The sequence below is a fragment of the Arthrobacter sp. SPG23 genome, from assembly GCF_000876655.1.
In the GTDB taxonomy this organism is placed as follows: Bacteria; Actinomycetota; Actinomycetes; order Actinomycetales; family Micrococcaceae; genus Arthrobacter.
In genome coordinates, this window is the sequence record NZ_JYCN01000010.1 from 1 (window position 1) to 20,015 (window position 20,015).

The following is a 20,015-nucleotide window of genomic DNA, read 5'->3' on the forward strand; positions in this document are numbered from 1 at the left end:
GAGCCGAGAGCCGAGAGCCGAGAGCCGAGAGCCGAGAGCCGAGAGCCGAGAGCCGAGAGCCGAGAGCCGAGAGCCGAGGGCAGTCATCGTACTATTTTCAGCCGATCGTCGTTAAACGCATGGCCGACAGTCGGTGGGAACTCGTGGACGGCCAGCAGCGGCTCACAACGCTGTTCCTGATCCTGCGAGACATTCGCCGGCCGAGGTGACATCCAGGTCCGCGACTGGCTCGACAACGGGCTGGCCGATGCCTCGGCCGATGCCGCCTGGACGATCGAGTCGAGCGAGCACATGGTGGACAAGCCCAGGTTCTTCGCCGAGGCGCACCGCGTGCTCGCGCCCGGCGGCCGTTTCGTCATTTTGCGCGTGGCTCGCCGCGGCGGCCGCCGACTTCGCTGTCCAACATGATTCGCCGGGCTCGGCCACGGATACCTCCACATGGTCTGGGTGCTCGGAGGAAGCTCGATGTTGATGGCTCGAACATGAGTCTCGTGCTTATCAGCCCAGAAGGGTTTTCAGCCGCGGATGAAGGATTTCCCGGCTTTGATGGGTGAGTGCTCGTCGAGGCCGACCCGTTTCGGGTTCTCTCCGACGACCGCGTCGTGCTCATCTGGCATGGGAACCCTTGTGGCCCTTACGACCGCATGACACTGCCTTGTTCAGGTCGCTTCACGCCTCACGCCTATTTAAGAGGTTCATCTCCCCGCAGGGCGTGGTGAGTACCGATTTGCCCCCGTCCAAGCGGTGAGGTAATGCCCTCGAGCAGGGCGTCAATGCGGTCGACAGTGGCCCAGCCATTGACGGCGATTTGACCAGCCGGGCTGACCCTCACTTCAAGGCGATCCGGTATCCCCGCCAGGCTCTCTTCTAGGTGGCGGTATCGGTTCGTGAGGAAATGGAACTTCTGATTGGTGGAACCAACCCAGGGGCGACGGAGATCAGGCTTTTCCGCCTCGTAGCGTCCGTCGATAAGGAGGTCAGTCTCGGCCAATAATGCTGCTGCCCCATCCGGTGCCGCAGGACTTTCCAGGAACTCGCGTTCAAACCCGGTGAAGATCATCACCGAAAGTCCCGCTGTGCGGACCCTTCCTGCCAAAGCGGCGAAGGTGCGTGCTTGTTCAAACGGTTCGCCTCCGAGCAGGGTTATCCCGTCCACATCTGCGTCACAGGCCCGGCTGACAAGCTCATCGACGGTAACGTCCTGGCCACCTGCTGTGCCCCAGAAATGCGGGTTAAAACAGCCAGGACACCGTATTGAACAGCCTTGGGCCCATATAGCGAAGCGGACACCGGGCCCTTCGGCTGCTGTTCGGGGAGTAACCGACCCGATCCTTAGGAGTTGCCCGGTCGGCGCTTCAGTAGTCAAGGGGCCGGACGCCAAGGGGGAGGCCGTCGGAGGGGGCAATGGGGCCGTTCTTGACGCGTTGCTGACCCTGTTTGAAGGTCACCTTGTTCCGGAACTTCTGGAGCTCGTGGGGCTGCAGTCCGACGGCCGCAATCAGATGATCTAAATCCCGATATTCTCCCCGCTGCAGGCGTGTCGCGACCACACGGTCTGCAAGTGCGGGGTCGATACCGAGCATCGTGCTCAGGTCAGAATTCGATGCGGAGTTCACATCAAGCGGAGTCGCTCTAGTGGCATCTTGTCCGGTGCTGGCCTGAGGTGCGGGCCGCATCGCTGGCTGGCCATTTGGCGGGCCATAATGCGGAGAGTTGTTGACGCTTGGAAAGCTCGGGGTTGGTTCTACCGACCCGGACTGCTGGCCTGTGGGCGGGCCATAGTACGGAGTGTTGTTAACGCCTAGGAAGCGGCCCCCCGGTCCCGACGGCATGGGCTGGGCAGACTGGAGCGACTGTGCCTGCTGGACCGGAGGCCATCCTCCAGGTCCCGGTGCAGGCGCCATGGGTCCCTGCACCCCTGAGGCCTCTGACTGGTTGTACCAGGCGTTGGCTTCAGTCCGGTTGGCGCGCCAACGAAGGTAGTCACGGTTCAGGACTATGGCAAAAACGACCAGACCCACATAGACGATCATCGTCACGGCGCCACCCGCAGAACTACTGCCATTCCGGGTGTTCCATATTGAGTTGGCGATCACCATCACCGTGGCTCCAAGGCAGGCAACAATGCAGGCGATCCAGAACTTCCGGTTGCGGACTCTCAGCGCAACGTATAAGAAGCCGACGAATGAAAACACGCCGAAGCCGAGGATTGGTGCGAGTAGCCAGGCGCTGTGGCGGATGCGCCACTTGCGGTTGGCAAGAAGTACCCTTGATTCAGTGTTGGCGTAGTTCATCATCCACCCCTATGGCTTGCTGCGTGCCGATCGGCACTTCGTCGTACTCACTGGTGAAACTGCTCCACACCGTTTGCGCTTCCAGCAGCTCCTCCAGAAGCGCGATGGTCTCCAAACATTTCGGGCCTTTCAGCCCTATGGTCTCGGCATGAATTGCTCCATTAGGGGCAACCCGGACAACAATCTGTTCAATCCCCATTACGACCTAGCCCCTACGTTCAGCACGAGGGTCACGCTTTCGTCATCTTCCACAGTTTGGGAGGCTACAGTCATTCCCGCGGACGGTGCCCGATCGAGTAATTTCGCTAGTACTGTCTGTTGAACCTGGCGGCCGTACGCCTGGTCAATAGCGCTAACGATCTCCGGAGCTCTTTGCTCATCGACTTCGCCGGTGAAGTCGACTTGCCAGATTCCACTCGAATCGCGCTGGAATTGCGCTCTGACCCCGTGCCAGTCGGCGGTGATCGTCTGGGCGGAGCGCGTGACCGCTGCCTTAGTGTCTGTTAGTGCGGCTATCAGGAGTTCACTATCGCGCATCCTTGTCTGCACGTGGCACACTGTCCGGCCGTCCGCGTCTGTTTCTTTACGGCTGGCCTGCCATGCCCCGACGGCCGCCATGGTGAGGGGAATCAGGACGAGAGAAATGCTCATCAGAAATCCACCAATCTCCCACCCCGTGAAAGTGATGCGTCCGTTCGCGGTGGAGCTGGTACCGTCTCCGGCGGGGTCTCTACATCTGAGGTGGTGGTCCCGCTGTACCCCGACAGGTCTTCAGCTGCTGTGGCTGCGACCGCCCGGGTAGAAGCCCAGCCGCGAACAGCTGCGATCTGCTCCGCCTGGGTGACACTGAGGGGAACCATGTTCTCGACGGCGCGGTAAAGATCCTCGTTGACCAGTGCGCGGCGCTCTGCGTAGGCATCGAAAAGCGAAGCGACAACGGCCTGTTCGATCTCGGCGCCGGCATACCCTTCGCTGTTTTGTGTGAGTTCCTTTAGGAGCTGGTCAGTCACGTCGAGGGCGCCCGCTTTGCTTCGCTTCAGGCGTTTTGAGAGGTGGAGGCTCCAGATCTCGCGTCGTTCCTGGCTGGTAGGTAGGTCAACGAAGAAAATCTCGTCGAAACGGCCTTTGCGAAGGAACTCCGGCGGCAAGCGGTCGACTTTGTTAGCCGTTGCGATCACGAAGACGGGCGCCGTTTTCTCCTGCATCCAGGTCAGGAAAGAACCGAAGACACGGCTCGATGTGCCTCCGTCACCTGCGTCGCCTGAGACGCCTGAAAAGCCCTTTTCGATCTCATCCAGCCATAGGACGCAGGGTGCTGCGGCCTCTGCTGTCCGAATAGCTGACCTCATGTTCTGCTCGCTGGATCCCACGAGGCCTGCGAAGATCTTGCCGATGTCGAGTCTGAGCAGCGGCAACTCCCATGCCGCAGCAATCGCCTTCGCAGTTAAAGACTTCCCGCAGCCGGGGATGCCGGTCATGAGGACTCCCTTAGGAGCAGGAATGCCGTATTCAGCAGCTTCATCCAGCCATGAATTGTTGCGCTTCGCGAGCCAGCGCTTCAGGTTCTGGAGTCCACCCACATCCTCCAGGTTCAGGGTGACATCCACGAATTCCAGAAGCCCGGCTTTGCGGACGATCTGTTTCTTTTCGTCCATGATGACGTGCACATCATCATTGGACAGGACGCCGTCATCAACCATGGCCCGGGCGAAGGCATTAGTGGCCTCGTTGAGGGTGAGCCCGAGAGCTGCCTTCGCCAGCCGCTCACGGCCGACTGCGTCCACTTCAATCCTGATACGGCTGTCTGCCGTGCTGTTGGCGGCGATCATCGCGTCCAGAACATTCCTGATTTCCTTCTCGTTCGGCAGTGCGAAGTCAACCAGCGTTACGTCCTTTTCCAGTTCGACGGGGAGACGGAGGAGTGGCGCGACGACTATGAGAACTCGTGCGGCACCGCCGCTCTGAAACGCGCCGGCGACGTCGCGGAGCAGCCGCACAAGCTGCGGGTCAGCCGGTCGACGCTCGTCGCCGAGGTGCGCGTGCAGATCGAGCATGATAAAAACGCCAGCTCCGTCTTGCCTCATCGTCCATTCGACAGCGGCTTTCGGATCTTGTGTGCCTTTATGGGCGGCCCCATCCAGACCGATGAACCCTCGGGTGCTGCTCCAGGTGTAGACGGGGCGAACCGTGCGCATGAGCATGGGGTCTGTTGCGACGGCCCTGATCTCGGCAAGGACGCGGGGTTCTTCAAATGACTCAACGTAGAGAATGGGGAACCGGGCGCGAAATAGCAAGGCGAGCGATTCGCGAAAATTCGTCTGCCCAGCTGCCATTGACTGCCCCCACGATTTAGTTTCTAGCCGGGATCAATTTCCCTCGATTTCGGCCTAGCCTATCCCAGCTTTACCCAGCTTGGGGCAAGGATGTCGGACAGAATGCGCAGTGTCTCATCAACTATGTCTTCCTGCACTGCCGATGACACTGTCGAGCCCTACAGCAACCGGCGGTGAGGCTTCCGGCCAACACACACAGAGTGTCCAAAGCCGGGGAAGCGGGACATCCGGAAAACAAAGAAATCGCGCCTCGCGGACGGACACGTAAGCGGATCGGCATCTGACCACGTGGGCCGGATTTGGTGTTGGTGGGCGTGAATCCGGTCCACGCAACCCGATGGGGAAGCACTTCCCCGATCCAGTGATTCAGCTGTTGCACATAGATACCGGTCGCGTCGAACAGCTGCACTACAAATTCGTCGTTCGTCGCGTACAGCCATAGGTGGAACGGACTGAGTACACGAACGGCCGCTTTAACCCACGACGACTCCGCCTCCGAATTCCAGCGTACGACAAGTGCTACGCGTTTGTTGGACAAGTACGGCTGGTTTGGTGACGAGGGGAGGCTAGGGAAGCGGCGGCCGTTCGCCGACGCTTACGGGACTTTCGTGCGTTACGGAGTCCCGCCGTCGACGTTCCAGCCTCACAGGGCAACGCGGATTGTGCCGGAAACGCGAAACCCCGGCGTCCCCAGGTTAGTGTTGCGCCCCAAGGACCGAATATGCGATCAGCATATCCAGCCGACGTATGTCCGCTTTCTTGCCCACCTTAATTTTGATGTGTCCAGCCCTTGTCCAAAGCTCGAGCTCAGCGTCCATATCGAATGTTCCGGCATTCTCCGAGGACCACATGTTGATAGCAGAGTAGGGCAGTGAATACACCTCCACTTTCTTGCCAGTGATTCCTTGGGCGTCGCGGACGATCAATCGCTTGGTCGTAAAGATGGCGCTATCGCGAAATGTCTTATATGCGGCCACTGGTTGCTCGCCCGGGACCATTAGTTCCATGACGTCGTTTGGGATTGGACATTCGGTGACGAACATCCATGTGGTTACTGCTGCTGCCTCCAAGGCTGCTCCTTTGATTAGTGTGGGCCGAGCCATCAGTGTCTCAAGAGGTCGGTCTCACTTCGTGCTTCCCGGCTACGGCGTGTGTCGTGGCGGATTGAGGTGCTGGACAGCATGGCGAATTGACGCCCCAGCGTTCTCTCAGAACGGCTTATTGCTTCCGTGACTTAGCGCGGGAGGCATCCGTATATTTGCTGGTGGTTCCCCGAACAACAGAAAATCGCTAAAAGGGTCCGGTTGTGCGCTCCGGTCAGTTGTCGCAGCGAGAAAGATCATTCCAATTGCGACGGTGATGCCGGAGCCGATGAGAAGGGCGTTGAAGGGTCGCCAAAACTTCTCCTGCCCCGTCCGGCGGGCCGTCGCTGCGGCTGAAGTCCTTGTAGGTGTACAGGGGGAGTTGCCCGCCGAAAACGTCCGCGTAGAAGCCGAGCGCCTCACGTGCTTTTCCGGGGAAGCTGACCCAGGGCGTGTCTCCTAAAGCTGTTAGCCAGATGCTGATGGCTCGTAGGACGGCTCCGCCGCGGTAGGTGAGTGCGAGTTTGTCGTAGCGGGTTGCACGGGTACTCCTGACGTGCACATCAGGCCAAGCGCCGGGCTGCTGGGGCTTTTCCCCAAGCTCTGGCACGCCTTCGCGCTCGCGGCTCCATCAATCGGTCCGCGTCTCCAGCGGAGCGAGAAGTTCACGCGGCACCTCTTCACGGCCTTCGAGCCTGAAGGCGGAGTGCCGGAGGTGGACATGGAGCTCTACGGGGTTGGGATGGCCCAGCCCGAGAGGGCATGGGCAGGCTCAGCCCTCTACCGCGGCACGATCCTCCCGGCGTTCATGGCCATCATTTTCGGGGCATACGCCAAACGCGACTTTACGGTGCCGACCCTCGCCCTCATCGGTGCCAGGGAGCCGTCCGCGACTCTTCAGGAGATGGGCCACCGGCCCGGGCGCGGGGGTAACGTGACCACGGAGATCCTTCCCGGCGAGGGCCACTTCCTCGCAGACCACCGCCCTGAGCTGATTGCCGACAAGGCTCTGCGGTTCTTCGCACAGAAACCGGACCGGTACCACGGCAAATAATGCAATCCATCGCAGTATCCCCATGAGAGGGACCAGGAAAATCATCGTCCTTCAGAGTGTCTCGGGTATGGCGCGCCCCGGGAAGAGCGTGGAGTACTGCCGCCGGTACATCCTGCGCCCGACGAGACGGTAGGCAAGGCGGACCGGCGGGGGGATCTCCTTGAACAGCTCCTTCCGGTCTGCGGGAGGGTTCGTGGCAAGCACCATGCCGAGGTAGGCGACCATGAACTTCTTGTCGAACTGCTCGATCCCGTGCTGGCCAACGCCGTTCATTTCCTTCTCGTCCATCACCCTGTCCACGGCGGGCATAACCTCAGTGACCTCCCGGCGCAGGTGCACTTTGAGGACAGCGGACAGGTCCTGGTAGCGCGTGGCAAGTTCCTCGCCGGCCTCTGCGTCGGCGGTCTCCATCCAGCGGAGTCGGATTGGCTCGATGCCCTCAAGCCGTTGTGTGACCTGCCGGTGCTGCTCGAGCATCTGCGCTATGTGCAACGCGCACGCCGGTGCCCGCTCCGCCAGTTGCGGGTACATGAGCAGGTCCTCGCCCTCGTGGTGGACATGGAGCACTTTGTCGAAGTTGCCGAGCACTTCGCCCACGTACGCGGCGCGCGAGGTGTCACCGGCCACTGCGGAACGTACCAGGCCCGGTGCCTCATCGTAGGCCCAAAGGAAGAATCGGTGGATGCGCCGCATGGCCGCCGACCCGGTGCAAAGGACGGGCCCCGGTGGTAGCGGAGCTGGGGTCTCGCCGGGCTGCATGGTGAAGAAGTCAGTCATTGGGTGGCCCCTAACGGCAATCAATCGAAACCAGGACCTCTCCCCGGCAGCATCGTATCGCTTGCCCTCATGCCGAACAATGGCCAGGCCGCCTGGTTTCGCCAGAGTCCCCAGCCCAGCCGGCCGGCCCGCAGCCTGCCTTGACGTCGGACTAAAGTCCCTGTTGCGGAGGGCGGCTCCGGCGTAGGTTGAAGCTGGGTCCCAAGGTGCTGGGCCCGCACCCAAAGGGGGCATCATGACCAGGCCCAGGCTTACGGCATTCAGTGTTCTGGGGCTCTGCGCCCTGTTCTCGCTCTCGGGCTGTTTCGGCCCGCCGGCCCCGGCGCCCACGAGCAGCTCCGCCGCGACGACGACGCCGCCGACGACGTCGCCCACGAGCAGCTCCGTCGCGCCTACTACAACGGCGAGCCCGACTGCCACGGCCAGCCCGTCGGTCACCCCGACCCCAACAGCGACGGCCCCGCCGTCGGCCGTTCCGCCGTCGTCCGCCCCCGTGAGCCCGCCGGCGACGCAGGAACCTACGTCCCCCGGGCTCCCTGAGCAGGTGGCCCCGCTGACCATCTACTACGTCGCCGTCAGCGACGCCGGTGTCTCCGGGCCGTTGATCGGTTGCGGCGACAGCCTCGTCGCTACCACCACCGCCCCGGTCCGCTTCACGGACCAGGTGGGCCCCAGCATCGGGACCTTGCTCGCGAACAAGAGCCGCGACGTCGGACTGTCGGGGCTCGTGAATGTCCTGTACCAGTCGAACCTCACTTACATCGGCGGGGAACTGGACGGCAGCACCATCACGATCTACCTCACCGGGCAGTTCATGCTGGGCGGCGTGTGCGACATCCCGCGCGCCAAGGCGCAGCTGGAGTACACCGCCATGGCCGCGGCCGGGGCAACGAGGGCCCAGGTGTTCGTCAACGGCCGCCCGATCGATGAGGTGCTCAGCCTCAAATAGTGCAGCCGGAAGGCACTATCCAGCTGATGAACTTTGCCGCAAGATAACTGAATGAAAAAGATCTTTGTAGCCGGTTTAGCAGCGGTAGCCATGGGCCTCGGCGGAATTGCCGCAGCCGTTCCGAGTAGCGCGGCCGCCCAGCCGTCACCTGTCACGGGCCAAATCATGGTCAAATTCCGCGACCCCGGTGCGGCGGACGGCGTGCTGCGCGGGCACGGCCTCAGCGAGGGCCCGGGCATCGGCAGCACCGGCGCCCAGCTCATCAAAGTACCGGCCGGCAAAGAACTTCAACTCAGCGACGCCTTGAGCCGGAACCCGGCAGTGGAGTACGCCGAGCCGGACGAGCTGGTCACCGCCGCTACGTCGGACGAGTATTTCCCCCGCCAGTACGCCCTGCAAAACAGCGGTCAGTCATTCACCAACACCGCCGGCACCCTATCCGTCTCCGGAGGGAAAACGGACGCCGACGTCGACGCCGTCGAAGCCTGGAATGTCACCACCGGGACCGGCATAAAAGTGGCCGTTCTCGATTCGGGCGTCGCAAGCGACAACCCGGACATCAACCCGAAGGTTGTTGCACGCGCCAACTACAGCGGTGCGGCCACCAACGAAGACAATTACGGCCACGGTACCCACGTCGCCGGTACCGTTGCCGCCACTGCCAACAACACGATGGGTGTAGCCGGGGTGTGTCCGGGCTGCACGATCCTGGCCGGCAAAGTGCTCAACGACAGCGGCGTCGGATCCAGCTCAGGCCTCGCGAACGGCATCAACTGGGCCGTCAGCAACGGTGCGAAGGTCATCAACATGAGCATCGGAGTACGGGCGTCGCGGACCCTCGAAGCTGCCGTCAATAACGCCTGGAATCAGGGCGTGGTGCTGGTCGCGGCAGCAGGCAACGGCGGTAACCAGACCAAGATCTACCCGGGCGCATACCCCAACGTGATTGCCGTCGCCGCTACCGATAACACCGATGCCAAGGCATCCTTCTCCACGTACGGAGCCAGCTGGGTGGACGTCGCAGCGCCCGGAGTCAACGTGTATTCGACGTTCCCGAACCACACCTTCGTCCTCGGGACGCAGAACGGCCGTTCCTTCGGTTACGACGTCGGCAACGGCACCTCAATGTCCTCACCCATCGTCGCCGCCACGGCCGCGCTTGCCTGGAGCTCACACCCCGGCGCCACGCAACAATCAGTTCGCGCAAATGTGGAGTCCACCGCCGACAAGATTTCCGGCACGGGCACGTACTGGGCTTTTGGCCGCGTGAACGCGGACAGAGCCGTGCGGTAGGCCTGCCGACCGGCCGGCCGCTTCTGCCATGAACGTTTGTGCACATGCTTCGGACTCACCTCTCCGGCCGCAAACGCCTTAGCAAATAGCTACTGGCTAGTAATAACGGCGAGAATGGCGACATTTCGCCTTGGCTCAGGGGTCGCTGGCGGGCGGCCGATCCTCGTGCACATTCGTGCAGTCAAGGCTGAACGGATGTGTCTGTTGCCTACATTTGAGTACCGGCCGGGGTTTGGTTGACAGGAAGAAACACCACCCGCGGCCGGCCCACCCACTGACACACAAACAACGAGGTTTCTATGTCACTGCTCTCCAAAACTCTGTCCATCGCCGCTGCTGCCGTCCTCGCCGGGTCCCTGGCCGTTGCCCCCGCCCAGGCAGACACCCTCGACGTCGCGCCGCCGGGGGCCAACGACTGGTCCTGCAAACCAAGCGCCGAGCATCCGTATCCGGTCATTCTGGTGCCTGGAACCTTCGAGAGCATGGCAAAGAACTGGTCCACGCTGTCGCCGTACCTCAAGAGCGCCGGGTACTGCGTCTTCGCCCTGAATTACGGCGAGACGAACGGCGTGTATGCCACTGCGCCCGTGGCCGACTCCGCGCAGGAACTTGCCCCGTTCGTGGACGCGGTACGCGCTGCCACCGGCGCCAAGCAAGTGGACCTGGTGGGCCACAGCCAGGGCGGCATGATGCCCCGCTACTACATGGGCTTTCTGGGCGGAGCCAAGTCCGTCCACCAGCTCGTTGGCATCGCGCCCTCCAACCACGGCACGGAAGGTGTGATCCTCCCGCCGCCGGACGTTGTCGCTGATCCGGACTACACCGCTCTGGGCTGTGCCGCCTGCGCCGACCAGCAGGCGGGCTCGGCGTTCATGCAGAAGCTCAACTCCATCGGCGACACCGTGGCGGGACCGTCCTACACCGTCATCTCCACGGTCTACGACGAAGTGGTCATTCCCTACAACAGCCAGTTCCTTGCCGGCGCGGCACGGCAGGTCACCAACATCACCATCCAGGACAAGTGCCCGGCCGATCTCTTCGAACACGACCAGACGCCGAACGACCCCGTGGTGCACCAGCTCGTGGCCCACGCACTGGGCCAGGCATCCGGCCCCGCTGATCCGGCCTACCAGCCCCGCTGCATCTAGCCCGCTGGCGGATCAATCCCGCGCCCAGTGCTCGCGCAGCAGCCCGGCAACGCGCTCCGGCTCCACCCGGTGCGGCGGATCGAAGTGGTGGCGGTCCGGGAACACCTCGAGGCGGAAGTCCGGAAAGACCCGCCCGAGGCGCTCCGCCTTGTCGCCAAAATCGTCCGGGTTGCTCAACCCGCCAAGGACGAACAGCACCGGCTTCGTGAAGGCAGCCAGCCGTTCGCGGTCCAGGTCGTAGGTGTTGAAGGTCTGCAGGAACGCCCTGATCCCGGCCGGCCGCTTGGCCATCCATGGCGGCGGGGGACCCGGCGGCGGAGGCGGAAGGACGACGTCGGGCCTCACCTGCAAACGCATGAAGGCGCCCATGAACTCCTCCTGCGGCAGCCCGCCCAGCTGACCGTACTGCTTCCAGAGTTCGGCGTGGGCCCGGCTCCAGTCCCAACTGCCTGCCCAGGCCGGCTCCAACAAAGCAAGGCTCTGCAGGCGCTCCGGGTGCCGGGCGGCGGCGGCCAAGGCAGCTGCGCCTCCACCCGAGTACCCCACGAGGTGGAACGTCTCCCAGCCGCGGGCGTCCGCTTCGCGGACCACGCCGTCGGCCTCCGAATCCAGGCTCCAGCCGGGCGGGGGCTCGTTGCCCGCATAGAGTTCCAGGTCCTTGGCAACGGCGTCGACGCCCGGTCCCAGTGCCCCGATGAGCGCACCGTAGGCGGGCTGTGCCGGGAGCACGCTTCCGGGAAGAAGGATGACCCGAGTTGGTCCCATGGCAGGATGCTACGCCCGGGCGGCCAAACGGGCTACTGCCTGCACCAACGCCCGAGCCCCTGCCGGGGAGCCCCTGCCGGGCCCGCGAAAAAGACCCCGGGCGGCCCGTTTTCGCGTTCCTTGTCAGCCACTCCGGCCGGGAGGAGACTTGCTACATGTCATTCGTCAGCGGCGGATGACGGTGTCTTTCCTGCGGGGGCCGCGGTGCCCTCTTGGCTGGTCGGGGTAAGTCGTGGACGGACCTGGGTTACGGAGCGCGTTCGTCGTCGTCAACGGGGAGGCGGCGGGCGCCCGGATCGTGATCCCGCACGGCAAAACGACCATCGGCAGCGACGAGGGCTCCCGGCTGCGCCTGCCCGTTTCCGGTGTGAGCCGCCGGCACGCCCTGCTGACCTCGGTTAACGGCCGTAATATTCTCGCCGACGAGAATTCCCGCAACGGCACCTGGGTCAACGGTCACGCCATCACCTCGCCCACCGAACTTACCGACGGCGATGAGGTCCAGTTCGGGCAGGTCAGGCTCCGCTTTGTTGAAGGGGCGTACGACGGCGGCAGCGCACCGCCGCCCGAAGGCGGCGGATCGGAGGGGCGCCAGACCGCCCCGGCAGCTGCCCGGAAAAAGGGCCTTGGCGCGGCGCTGCTTTTCGCGGCCGCGATCAATGTGCTGGGGCTGATCGGCAACAGCCTGACCGCGTTCCTGACCGAGCTGACGCCCACCTGGACGTGGTTCGTCACCCCGGCGATGGGCCTGGCTGTGGCCCTGGGCGGGGAGGCGCTGGATTACCTCAAAGACAAGGCGCAGCCCGCACCCAAACGGCCTAAACCGCAGTACCGGCCGTCCAGCCTCGGGCAGCCAGCACGACCCGCACGCCCCCGCCCTACACGACCCGAACTTGGCGCTTCTCCGGAACCCCCTCCGGAAGCCTCGCGTCCGACAACAGCCAGAAGCAAGCGTTCTAGGCCCATAGTCGCAACGTTGCTCGTCACGCTGTTGGTGTTCGGCGGCGGCAGCTGGATTCTGACCTCAGAGGTGAGGGAGGCCGTCGGCTGTTTATCCGGCAGCGAGGCCGGGCGTCAGCGACTGGAGCGACAACTGGTGACCGAAGTTCAAGGCGTCACCGTGACCATCCTCGGCGTCCAGAGCACGGCTCACTTCACAAGGGTGGAGATCGAGGTGCGTAACGGGACCAGCAGCGCCATGTCTCTGCCCCTCTTCCACAACGCCATCCTCACCGGCCCGGACGGCACCACGTTCGACGCTGATTCCTTCCGCAGTTGCTGGCAACCCGAAATGCCGCCCGGGGGACAGCGCAAGGGGACCATCAACTTCGGGAGCCAGTTGCCTGATACGGGCGGCACGGTGTCCCTTAGCTTCGTCACGGTGTTCATGGCGGGGTTCGACGGGCCGGAGTCGATCACCGTCCCGGACATCCCGCTGATGCCCGTGGTAACTCCGCTCTGAAAACCCGTGTACAGTAGAGATCGTTGTTGTGTTTGTATTTGGTAGTTCAGGCAGTACGCGGGGTCGAAAGTCCTCGTTCTTCTGAAGTAGCGGTTTTGAACACCCCACACCGGAGGACCCGAAAGTCGGGACAGTTCCTCCACCTTCACGAAGGACATAAATAATGGCTACTGGTACCGTCAAATGGTTTAACGCTGAAAAGGGCTTCGGCTTCATTTCCCCCGATGACTCCTCACAGGACGTTTTCGCACACTACTCTGCGATCAACTCCTCCGGTTTCCGCTCCCTCGAAGAGAACCAGAAGGTTTCCTTCGAAACCGAGCAGGGCCCCAAGGGTCCCCAGGCCACCAACATCCAGGCTATCTAATTTCTTAGATACCCGGGACCGTTAGGTTTCCTATAAAAGCAGGGTCTGCCGTTTGGCAGGCCCTGCTTTTTGTTTAACCCGGGTGTGCTTTGATCTCGACAGGCTCAACCACCGGATACTCAGCTCAACCACCGGAGGCACAGCTCAACCGATACCGTGCCGCTGCGCCAGGAACGCATCCAGCGCTGGATTCTGGATCTCCTTGGCCAGCCACGGAACCGCCTGCGCCGCCGCCTCATCGCCGAGCACGGCCCGGTGGGACTGCGCCCGCACGGTGAACTCCCGCATTCCGCTCCGGCCCGCAAGCTCGGCCAGGCGTTCGACGAACCTCGGAGCCCGCGGCGAGCGACTAGCAATAGCAACCTCCGCCGCTGTATCCAGCAGCCGGGCCGAGTACCAGAGGTACCACGGCTTGGGTTCAAGGCCGCGGTTGATCCAGTGTTCGGCCGCCGCGAGATCGCCGTGCGCCAGAAACAGCCGCGCCTCGGCGCCCGCCGCCAACGCCATGTAGCAATGGTCGTCTGCCAGCTCGGCCATCACCCAGGACCGGTCGATCAGCGCCGCGGCTTCCTCCAGCTTTCCGGCGGCCAGATAGGTCTCGCCACGGGTCCCGGCGACAAACGGCTCGAACGCCGTCCAGTGTTCCTCCGCTATCAGGGCCAGGGACAGGTCCAAGGAGCTGGCTGCCTGCGCCAGTTCCCCGCGAAGCAGGTACACCCGCCCAAGCAGCGCCTCGCTGAATGCCTGCTGCCTTCGGTTCCCGCCAGCCCTGGCCAGCCTTCCGGACTCGGTCAGCGCAGCCACCGCGTCCTCATACCGGGCGGTGTCCGAGGCCAGCATCCCCTGGATCGCCAGGATCCTGGCCTGTTCGTCGGGGAAACCTTCGGCAGCCCGCATCGCCCGGTCCAGCCATCCGGCCGCGCGGTCCGGAACACCGCGCTGTACGGACAGGTACCCCAGTTCGCGGTAAGCGGCGGCGGCAGTCCGGGAGGCGCCGTCGGGCCCTTCCGCCTGCAGCGCCTGGTGCAGGAAGTCCGCCACTTCCGCCCCGCGGCCGCCGGCCTGGTGGATCAGCGCCCCGGACAGCGTCACGAGGGACTCGGCGATCAAATGGGTGTCACCGGTGCGCTGGGCCAGCACCACCGCGAGCCGCAGCTGATCCAGCCCCCGGTCCACGGCCCCCGCCGAGAGTGACGCTCCGCCGGCATCGAGATAGGACCGCACTGTCGCCGCGGTGGCCGGCATCCCCGGGTCTGCCTCCGGTGCAGCGTTGGACAGGGCCCGGCGGATCTCCGCAGGCAGCGGCAGGCCAAGCTCCTCGCGGTAGAGGTTCCCGCACCTGGTGACATGCTCACGTGCCCGGCGGTGCTCGCCCAGGGCCACGAGCGCCTTGACCAGGACGACGTTGCAGTCCGCATGGAACGGATCGCGGTGCAACGCCAGCGTCGCCAGCTCCGCCGCCTCGGCGGGAGCGCCCGAAGCCAAAGCGGCCAGCGCGGCCTCGTAGAGCAGGGACTGGGCGCAGTTGTCGAGCCGGTAGCGCTGGTCCGCAAGCCAGGAATCGAAGACCGGGGAATCGGCGAAGGACAGCCCTTCGAGCAACTGGCCGCCGAATCTTCGCGGATCAACGCCAGGATGGGCGGCCGAGTCCACCACTTCCAGTGCGTCGCAGCGCCACGGCGGCTGCAGGGTCAGCCGCAGGGGATCGCCGGCCACGGTCACGCCGTCGAGCGTCCGGCGCAGCTCGGACAGGTTCCATCGCAGGGCACCGAGCGGGTCCGCGGCATCCGGGAACAGCAGCGACGCCGTGCGGGACCGGCCGGTGCCGTCCGCCTGCAGCGCGAGGTAGGCCAGCACCGCCCAGGCCTTGCGGCCTCTGGGCTGCGGGGGAGTTGTACCGGGGGACTCGATCGCCGGCGGACCGAGGAGCCGAATCCAGTTCTCGGCCATACGGCTCATGGTACGCCGCGGGGGTGCCGGCGTCTGCGGGGCTCACACGTTTGCTCACACGTAGGCAGAACACACTGAAATCACCCAATCCGCACACACTCACAAGAGGTGCACATCATGGAATTTCTCGGCATCCTGCTACTTGGACTCTGGGTTCTCAGCGTTACCGTCCGCGCCGTCCTGACCGACGGCCGCGGCCACACGCCTGACATCCGCTCCACGGCGCCGTGGACGGCAGGCAACCTTCCCAGCGGGCCATACGCATCGCCGCGGATCTAGCCGGTTTGGAGGGGCTCATCCACTTGGGTGTGGTCCCTCAAGCCGCCTTGTAGTCCATAAGGACATTCGCAGGGAGAGGCCCCTGGAGCATCTCGGCGCTGATGCCGTGAACTTCCATGATCTTTGCCCGGAACCACTCGTCAAAGGGATCGTCCGAGGTCGCGACAGACTGGAACGCCTTGGCAACATCGTCTGCTTCGTGGAAGACCGCGATGAAATCCCCCTGCGGCGTCTGCACGTGGCTGAGCACCTCCCGGGTCACTCCCATCCGCTCGCGGGAGCGCCGGTATTCCTCCTGACGCGGGCCCTGTATCTCCGCCAAGAGCGCCTTCCACTCGTCCAATTTGCCCGGCAGAATCGGCGCAAACCAACTAATGCATTCCATGACAGGTCCTCCCACAGTTGCTTCGACGCTTGCTGCGGAACGATGGCAACCGCAGCCGTGCATCTGCATGATAGTCCTGCGGAAAGAAGCGGGATAGGGGCTTCGGCAAGTGCTCCGTTGACGCCGTCCAGGCGCGAAATCAGCCCTCGAGTTCCAGCACCAGCTCCACGTCCACATCATCACCGTCGTGGACGCCGGCCGCGGCCCGGATGGCCTTCTTGACCGGCAGCAGGTACGAGCCGGTCCTGCTGTCCGGGAAGATCGACGTGGACCAGCTGTTCCCCGCGATCGAGGCCGTGACCTTCACCGAACCGAAACCCTTGCGGAAGGGAGCGGCTTCGTCGCTGATCTCGTCCGCCAGGTCCTGCGGCAGCGTGATGAAATGCCACCCGGCTTCCTCCGGATATTGCCACAGCCCGCCGCGGAACGAGTAGGTCGTCACGCATTGATTATGGCACCAGCGGCAACGGGCCATTCACACCGCCGCCACCAACGGTTCACCCGCCCCGGCAACGATGGGCAGCATGACTGCTTTCACCCGCCGTAATGTTCTCAAAGGTGCGCTGGCCGCCGCCGGTGCTGCCGCCGTCGTGCCCGCTTCAACCTCAGTCGCGCACGCAACCAGCCCGGCCGGCGTAGCGCTGGTCCGCAACCGGCTGACCCTCCCGTCCGGCATCGCCACCGGCGACGTCACCGCCGATTCCGGCGTGCTGTGGTCCCGCGCGTCGGGACCCGGACGGCTGGTGGCCAGCCTGCTCGCCGTGGACGACGACGGTGCCCCGCTCCGCGGCGGCCGCGCTTTCCAGCGCGTCCTGCGGGGGAGCGCCGCCAGCGAAGCCACCGACTTCACCTCCCGGATCAACGCCGAGCACCTCCCCGCCGGCACCCGGTTCGCGCTCACCCTGCACTTCGAGGACGCGGACGGCAACGCCGGCGAAACCGCTCAGGGCTCCTTCAGCACCGCCCCCGAAACCGGACTTATCAGCAGCGGCCGCGCAGCCCGCAAACAGAGCTTCGTCTGGACCGGTGACACCGCCGGCCAGGGCTGGGGCATCAACGAGGAGATCGGCGGCATGCGCGGCTACGCGGCCATGCACGCCACCAAACCGGACTTTTTCATCCACTCCGGCGACACCATCTACGCCGACGGCCCCATCACGGCGCAGGTCACCGAGCCTGACGGGCAGATCTGGCGCAACCTCGTCACCGAAGAGGTGTCCAAGGTGGCCGAGACCCTCAACGAGTTCCGCGGCCGCCACCGCTACAACATGATGGACCGCAACATTCGCGCCATGTACGCAGAGGTGCCGGTGATCGCCCAGTGGGACGACCACGAAACCCACAACAACTGGTACCCCGGGCAGATCATCACCGACTCCCGCTACACCGAACGCCGCGTGGACGTGCTCGCCGCCCGCGGCCGCCAGGCCTGGCAGGAATACCAGCCAATCTCCGGCCTCAGCACCCGCATCGGCGACGGCAGCACCGGCTTCGAGCCCGCCCGCATCTACCGCAAAATCTCCCGCGGCCCCCAGCTGGACGTCTTCTGCCTGGACATGCGCACGTTCAAGGACCCCAACACCGACGGGAAGGAAACGCACCTCACCCACATCCTGGGCCAGGAACAGGCCGAGTGGCTCATCCGCGAAGTCAGCAAGTCCAAGGCCACCTGGAAGGTCATCTCCGCCGACCTCCCGCTTGGCCTGATCGTCCCCGACGGCCCGGTCAACCAGGAATCCCTGTCCAACCGCGACGCCGGCGCCCCCTTGGGCAAGGAACTCGAGATCGCCGGGGTGCTCTCGGCGTTCAAGCGCAACCGGGTTAAAAACGTGGTGTGGCTCACGGCCGATGTCCACTACTGCGCCGCCCACCACTACTCGCCCGAGCGCGCTGCGTTCACCGACTTCGATCCCTTCTGGGAATTCGTGGCCGGCCCCATCAACGCCGGCAGTTTCGGCCCCGGCGAACTTGACGGCACCTTCGGTCCCGAGAGGGTGTTCTACAAGACCGGCGCCTACGCCAACCAGTCCCCGCGCACCGGCGAAAACCAGTTCTTCGGCCACGTGGACCTGACCGAGGATGACGTCTTCACCGTCAGCCTCCGCAACGCCAACGGCACCGTGCTCTGGAGCAACGCCCTGCAGCCGGAGCGGTAGCAACGTACCACGGCGGCGGTCAGCCCTCGATGTCCACTGACCGCCGCTCGGCGTCGCTGAGCCGCGCGGCGTCCAGGACCTCGAGGGTGTGCACGCCCTCGGTGCCCGGGACCGGCTCGGGTCCCTTGCCGGCAACGGCCAAGGCGAACTGCTCGTAGTAGGCCTGATAGGCGCCTTGCTCGGACGGCACGCGGAACTGGCCCGCCGCCGTCGTGAGCGTTCCCCAGCGGGACTCGTCCTCGTAACCCCACGCTGCGGGGTCGTCGGCCGGGCGCCGGCCCGCGATGGCCGCGACGGCCTGCACGTCGCTCTGCTGCGAGACGTAGCTGCCGTCGGAACCGAGCAGCCGCATTTCCCGCGCGACGAGCCGGTTGCTCTTGGTGGCCGAGACGTGGGACTTCACGCCGTTCCGGTGCACGATGGTCACAAAGAAGCCCGAGTCGGTGCGGCCGGCGTCCAGGTAGAGCGGCACCCCCGGGTACTCCGCCGCGGCCTCGGCGCGGCGGGCGGTGAGCGGGTCACGATGCCGGCGAGTTCCACTCCGTCCGCGGCCGTGATGAACGGGGCGTGGAAGAACCGGCCGCCGAAACCGAAACCAACAAGTCCAAGTTTCACAAGATCTCCTTCGTCCCCCCGGCGGCGTTGCCTCGGGGACGATTTGTCCTTATGTTAGAACAAACATCGGAGAATTAGCACGCGTGAAAAGCCATCAGCGCCGAAAAGGACCTGCGACCTGCAACTGCTAGGCGGTGCGCGCCTTCTTGGCGGTGACCAGCAAGTATTCCCAGTCCATTTTCGCCGTCGAATCGCCCTGGGCTTCGAGGTACGTGCCGGCCAGCTCGGTGAGTGCCTTGTCCAGGTCCTTCGCCCTGTTTTCATCGTCGCCCAGGAACTTGTAGACGGAAATGGTGGGGCCGTAGTGGGACTTGAAGTAGTGCACGAAGTCCTCCGGATGGTGGAAGCTGGTGATGGACACTGTCTTCTTTGCCGTCTGGACATCCGTGATCCTGTCGCCGAAAAGCTCGCGGACGTGGTCCTCTGTGCCCCAGAGCGGCGGCGGCTGTGCGCCGGGCGGGGGCGGGGGCGCGAACGGCTTCATGGCGGCGAACATCTTTCCGATGAACCCTTCGGGCGTCCAGCTCATCAGGCCGATGGTGCCGTCAGGTTTGCAGACCCGCACCAGTTCGTCGGCACTCGCCTGGTGGTGCGGCGCGAACATCACGCCCAGGCATGACATCACCACGTCGAACTCGCTGTCCCCGAACGGGAGCGCCTCGGCATCGGCTTCCTTCCATTCGAGCTCGGCGCCGCGATCTGCAGCCTGCCGGCGGCCGGCGTCGAACATTTCCGGGGTGAGGTCGCTCGCTATCACCTCCGCTGCCATCATGGCGGCCGGAATGGCCGCGTTGCCCGCGCCGGCGGCCACGTCCAGGACGCGCTGGTGGGACTTGATGTGGCAGGCCTCGACGAGGATCGCTCCGAGCTCCGAAATCAGTTCACTGGCGAGGGCCGGGTAGTCGCCCTGCGCCCACATGGCGCGGAGCTTCTGCTTCAGTTCCCGGTCCGCCGCGATTGCATCGGTCTGGTCATTCATAGTGGCACCCCTCTGCTGTGGCAGGTTCTGGAAGACAGCGCGCTGTGAGCCCAGTGGAGGCTGTGGTGTGAGATATTTTGGCCGCGGACCGGCGGGATGTAAAGGTGCCCGCGGAAGCTTACCAGCG

Annotated in this window: 23 protein-coding genes; 10 read left to right on the forward strand and 13 right to left on the reverse strand. The window is 64.3% G+C overall.

Annotation, left to right across the window (positions count from 1 at the left end):
* Positions 1-209, forward strand: a 209-nt coding sequence (locus tag TV39_RS22695; RefSeq protein ID WP_043479187.1) for a DUF262 domain-containing protein, incomplete at its 5' end; no start/stop codon positions are given.
* Positions 210-273: 64 nt separating this feature from the next.
* The gene (locus tag TV39_RS22480; RefSeq protein WP_235347280.1) at positions 274-408 is read left to right on the forward strand and encodes a methyltransferase domain-containing protein; all 135 of its coding nucleotides are present in this window, start codon (positions 274-276) and stop codon (positions 406-408) included.
* A 274-nt stretch (positions 409-682) separates the two neighbouring features.
* On the opposite strand, the gene TV39_RS04805 is transcribed toward TV39_RS22480, so the two are convergent.
* The 6 genes from TV39_RS04805 to TV39_RS04830 all read right to left on the reverse strand — a co-directional run bounded on the left by TV39_RS04805 (position 683) and on the right by TV39_RS04830 (position 5,697).
* A complete protein-coding gene (locus TV39_RS04805) occupies positions 683-1,405 on the reverse strand; it encodes a 4Fe-4S single cluster domain-containing protein (protein WP_326941699.1) in 723 nt (240 codons plus the stop codon).
* Positions 1,356-2,294 (reverse strand): helix-hairpin-helix domain-containing protein, encoded by a 939-nt coding sequence (locus tag TV39_RS21570; RefSeq protein ID WP_160292480.1) that lies wholly within the window; start codon positions 2,292-2,294, stop codon positions 1,356-1,358. The genes TV39_RS04805 and TV39_RS21570 overlap by 50 nt, the downstream gene beginning before the upstream one ends.
* Positions 2,275-2,493, reverse strand: a complete 219-nt coding sequence (locus TV39_RS04815; RefSeq protein WP_043479190.1) for a DUF2997 domain-containing protein — start codon at positions 2,491-2,493, stop codon at positions 2,275-2,277. The genes TV39_RS21570 and TV39_RS04815 overlap by 20 nt, the downstream gene beginning before the upstream one ends.
* Positions 2,493-2,945 (reverse strand): hypothetical protein, encoded by a 453-nt coding sequence (locus TV39_RS04820; RefSeq protein ID WP_043479191.1) that lies wholly within the window; start codon positions 2,943-2,945, stop codon positions 2,493-2,495. Before TV39_RS04820 ends, TV39_RS04815 begins: the two co-directional genes overlap by 1 nt.
* Positions 2,945-4,627: an AAA family ATPase gene (locus TV39_RS04825; RefSeq protein ID WP_043479193.1), complete on the reverse strand. Its 1,683-nt coding sequence runs from the start codon at positions 4,625-4,627 to the stop codon at positions 2,945-2,947. Before TV39_RS04825 ends, TV39_RS04820 begins: the two co-directional genes overlap by 1 nt.
* A gap of 695 nt (positions 4,628-5,322) precedes the next feature.
* The gene (locus tag TV39_RS04830; protein ID WP_268747725.1) at positions 5,323-5,697 is read right to left on the reverse strand and encodes a PH domain-containing protein; all 375 of its coding nucleotides are present in this window, start codon (positions 5,695-5,697) and stop codon (positions 5,323-5,325) included.
* A 568-nt stretch (positions 5,698-6,265) separates the two neighbouring features.
* Between TV39_RS04830 and TV39_RS04835 the strand changes: the two genes are divergently transcribed.
* The gene (locus tag TV39_RS04835) at positions 6,266-6,763 is read left to right on the forward strand and encodes an alpha/beta fold hydrolase (protein ID WP_235347276.1); all 498 of its coding nucleotides are present in this window, start codon (positions 6,266-6,268) and stop codon (positions 6,761-6,763) included.
* 51 nt (positions 6,764-6,814) lie between these two features.
* Here TV39_RS04835 and TV39_RS04840 read toward each other — a convergent pair whose 3' ends face one another.
* Entirely contained in the window at positions 6,815-7,540 is a 726-nt protein-coding gene (locus TV39_RS04840) for a hemerythrin domain-containing protein (protein ID WP_043479234.1), read from the reverse strand.
* A gap of 235 nt (positions 7,541-7,775) precedes the next feature.
* On the opposite strand from TV39_RS04840, the gene TV39_RS22485 reads away from it, so the two are divergent.
* The 3 genes from TV39_RS22485 (at position 7,776) to TV39_RS04855 (ending at position 10,930) form a co-directional block, all read left to right on the forward strand.
* Positions 7,776-8,489, forward strand: coding sequence for a hypothetical protein (locus TV39_RS22485; RefSeq protein ID WP_235347277.1), 714 nt, complete (start codon positions 7,776-7,778; stop codon positions 8,487-8,489).
* A gap of 51 nt (positions 8,490-8,540) precedes the next feature.
* A complete protein-coding gene (locus TV39_RS04850) occupies positions 8,541-9,782 on the forward strand; it encodes a S8 family serine peptidase (protein ID WP_043479199.1) in 1,242 nt (413 codons plus the stop codon).
* Between the two features lie 299 nt (positions 9,783-10,081).
* The gene (locus tag TV39_RS04855; protein WP_043479201.1) at positions 10,082-10,930 is read left to right on the forward strand and encodes an esterase/lipase family protein; all 849 of its coding nucleotides are present in this window, start codon (positions 10,082-10,084) and stop codon (positions 10,928-10,930) included.
* 12 nt (positions 10,931-10,942) lie between these two features.
* Here TV39_RS04855 and TV39_RS04860 read toward each other — a convergent pair whose 3' ends face one another.
* The gene (locus TV39_RS04860; protein ID WP_043479203.1) at positions 10,943-11,695 is read right to left on the reverse strand and encodes an alpha/beta fold hydrolase; all 753 of its coding nucleotides are present in this window, start codon (positions 11,693-11,695) and stop codon (positions 10,943-10,945) included.
* A 232-nt stretch (positions 11,696-11,927) separates the two neighbouring features.
* Here TV39_RS04860 and TV39_RS21320 point away from each other — a divergent pair, with 232 nt between their 5' ends.
* Together TV39_RS21320 and TV39_RS04870 are read left to right on the forward strand one after the other, a co-directional pair.
* Positions 11,928-13,157 (forward strand): FHA domain-containing protein, encoded by a 1,230-nt coding sequence (locus TV39_RS21320; protein WP_082049509.1) that lies wholly within the window; start codon positions 11,928-11,930, stop codon positions 13,155-13,157.
* A gap of 163 nt (positions 13,158-13,320) precedes the next feature.
* On the forward strand, positions 13,321-13,524 hold the full coding sequence (locus tag TV39_RS04870; protein WP_011690916.1) for a cold-shock protein: 204 nt from the start codon (positions 13,321-13,323) through the stop codon (positions 13,522-13,524).
* A 144-nt stretch (positions 13,525-13,668) separates the two neighbouring features.
* Here TV39_RS04870 and TV39_RS04875 read toward each other — a convergent pair whose 3' ends face one another.
* Complete coding sequence (locus TV39_RS04875) at positions 13,669-15,474, reverse strand: SARP family transcriptional regulator (protein ID WP_235347278.1); 1,806 nt, start codon at positions 15,472-15,474, stop codon at positions 13,669-13,671.
* 117 nt (positions 15,475-15,591) lie between these two features.
* On the opposite strand from TV39_RS04875, the gene TV39_RS22320 reads away from it, so the two are divergent.
* Positions 15,592-15,753, forward strand: coding sequence for a hypothetical protein (locus TV39_RS22320; protein WP_200890953.1), 162 nt, complete (start codon positions 15,592-15,594; stop codon positions 15,751-15,753).
* Positions 15,754-15,790: 37 nt separating this feature from the next.
* Here TV39_RS22320 and TV39_RS04880 read toward each other — a convergent pair whose 3' ends face one another.
* Positions 15,791-16,138 carry a DUF6176 family protein gene (locus TV39_RS04880; RefSeq protein WP_043479205.1) on the reverse strand — a complete coding sequence of 116 codons (348 nt, stop codon included), beginning with the start codon at positions 16,136-16,138 and terminating at the stop codon, positions 15,791-15,793.
* 139 nt (positions 16,139-16,277) lie between these two features.
* Positions 16,278-16,580, reverse strand: coding sequence for a DUF1905 domain-containing protein (locus TV39_RS04885; RefSeq protein WP_235347279.1), 303 nt, complete (start codon positions 16,578-16,580; stop codon positions 16,278-16,280).
* Positions 16,581-16,653: 73 nt separating this feature from the next.
* Between TV39_RS04885 and TV39_RS04890 the strand changes: the two genes are divergently transcribed.
* The gene (locus tag TV39_RS04890) at positions 16,654-18,294 is read left to right on the forward strand and encodes an alkaline phosphatase D family protein (RefSeq protein WP_043479208.1); all 1,641 of its coding nucleotides are present in this window, start codon (positions 16,654-16,656) and stop codon (positions 18,292-18,294) included.
* Positions 18,295-18,313: 19 nt separating this feature from the next.
* Here TV39_RS04890 and TV39_RS04895 read toward each other — a convergent pair whose 3' ends face one another.
* Positions 18,314-18,766 carry a Gfo/Idh/MocA family oxidoreductase gene (locus TV39_RS04895; RefSeq protein ID WP_052500493.1) on the reverse strand — a complete coding sequence of 151 codons (453 nt, stop codon included), beginning with the start codon at positions 18,764-18,766 and terminating at the stop codon, positions 18,314-18,316.
* Positions 18,767-19,036: 270 nt separating this feature from the next.
* Positions 19,037-19,888, reverse strand: coding sequence for a class I SAM-dependent methyltransferase (locus TV39_RS04900; protein ID WP_043479210.1), 852 nt, complete (start codon positions 19,886-19,888; stop codon positions 19,037-19,039).
* Positions 19,889-20,015 lie beyond the last annotated feature (127 nt).

Excerpts from the sequence above, each read along its gene's own strand:
- TV39_RS04870 (WP_011690916.1), top strand. The coding sequence starts at position 13,321 with ATGGCTACTGGTACCGTCAAATGGTTTAACGCTGAAAAGGGCTTCGGC.
- TV39_RS04855 (WP_043479201.1), top strand. The coding sequence starts at position 10,082 with ATGTCACTGCTCTCCAAAACTCTGTCCATCGCCGCTGCTGCCGTCCTC.
- TV39_RS04815 (WP_043479190.1), bottom strand. The coding sequence starts at position 2,493 with ATGGGGATTGAACAGATTGTTGTCCGGGTTGCCCCTAATGGAGCAATT.
- TV39_RS21570 (WP_160292480.1), bottom strand. The coding sequence starts at position 2,294 with ATGAACTACGCCAACACTGAATCAAGGGTACTTCTTGCCAACCGCAAG.
- TV39_RS04890 (WP_043479208.1), top strand. The coding sequence starts at position 16,654 with ATGGGCAGCATGACTGCTTTCACCCGCCGTAATGTTCTCAAAGGTGCG.
- TV39_RS04900 (WP_043479210.1), bottom strand. The coding sequence starts at position 19,888 with ATGAATGACCAGACCGATGCAATCGCGGCGGACCGGGAACTGAAGCAG.
- TV39_RS22320 (WP_200890953.1), top strand. The coding sequence starts at position 15,592 with ATGGAATTTCTCGGCATCCTGCTACTTGGACTCTGGGTTCTCAGCGTT.
- TV39_RS04840 (WP_043479234.1), bottom strand. The coding sequence starts at position 7,540 with ATGACTGACTTCTTCACCATGCAGCCCGGCGAGACCCCAGCTCCGCTA.
- TV39_RS04880 (WP_043479205.1), bottom strand. The coding sequence starts at position 16,138 with ATGGAATGCATTAGTTGGTTTGCGCCGATTCTGCCGGGCAAATTGGAC.
- TV39_RS04875 (WP_235347278.1), bottom strand. The coding sequence starts at position 15,474 with ATGGCCGAGAACTGGATTCGGCTCCTCGGTCCGCCGGCGATCGAGTCC.
- TV39_RS22485 (WP_235347277.1), top strand. The coding sequence starts at position 7,776 with ATGACCAGGCCCAGGCTTACGGCATTCAGTGTTCTGGGGCTCTGCGCC.
- TV39_RS04850 (WP_043479199.1), top strand. The coding sequence starts at position 8,541 with ATGAAAAAGATCTTTGTAGCCGGTTTAGCAGCGGTAGCCATGGGCCTC.
- TV39_RS04825 (WP_043479193.1), bottom strand. The coding sequence starts at position 4,627 with ATGGCAGCTGGGCAGACGAATTTTCGCGAATCGCTCGCCTTGCTATTT.
- TV39_RS04820 (WP_043479191.1), bottom strand. The coding sequence starts at position 2,945 with ATGAGCATTTCTCTCGTCCTGATTCCCCTCACCATGGCGGCCGTCGGG.
- TV39_RS04860 (WP_043479203.1), bottom strand. The coding sequence starts at position 11,695 with ATGGGACCAACTCGGGTCATCCTTCTTCCCGGAAGCGTGCTCCCGGCA.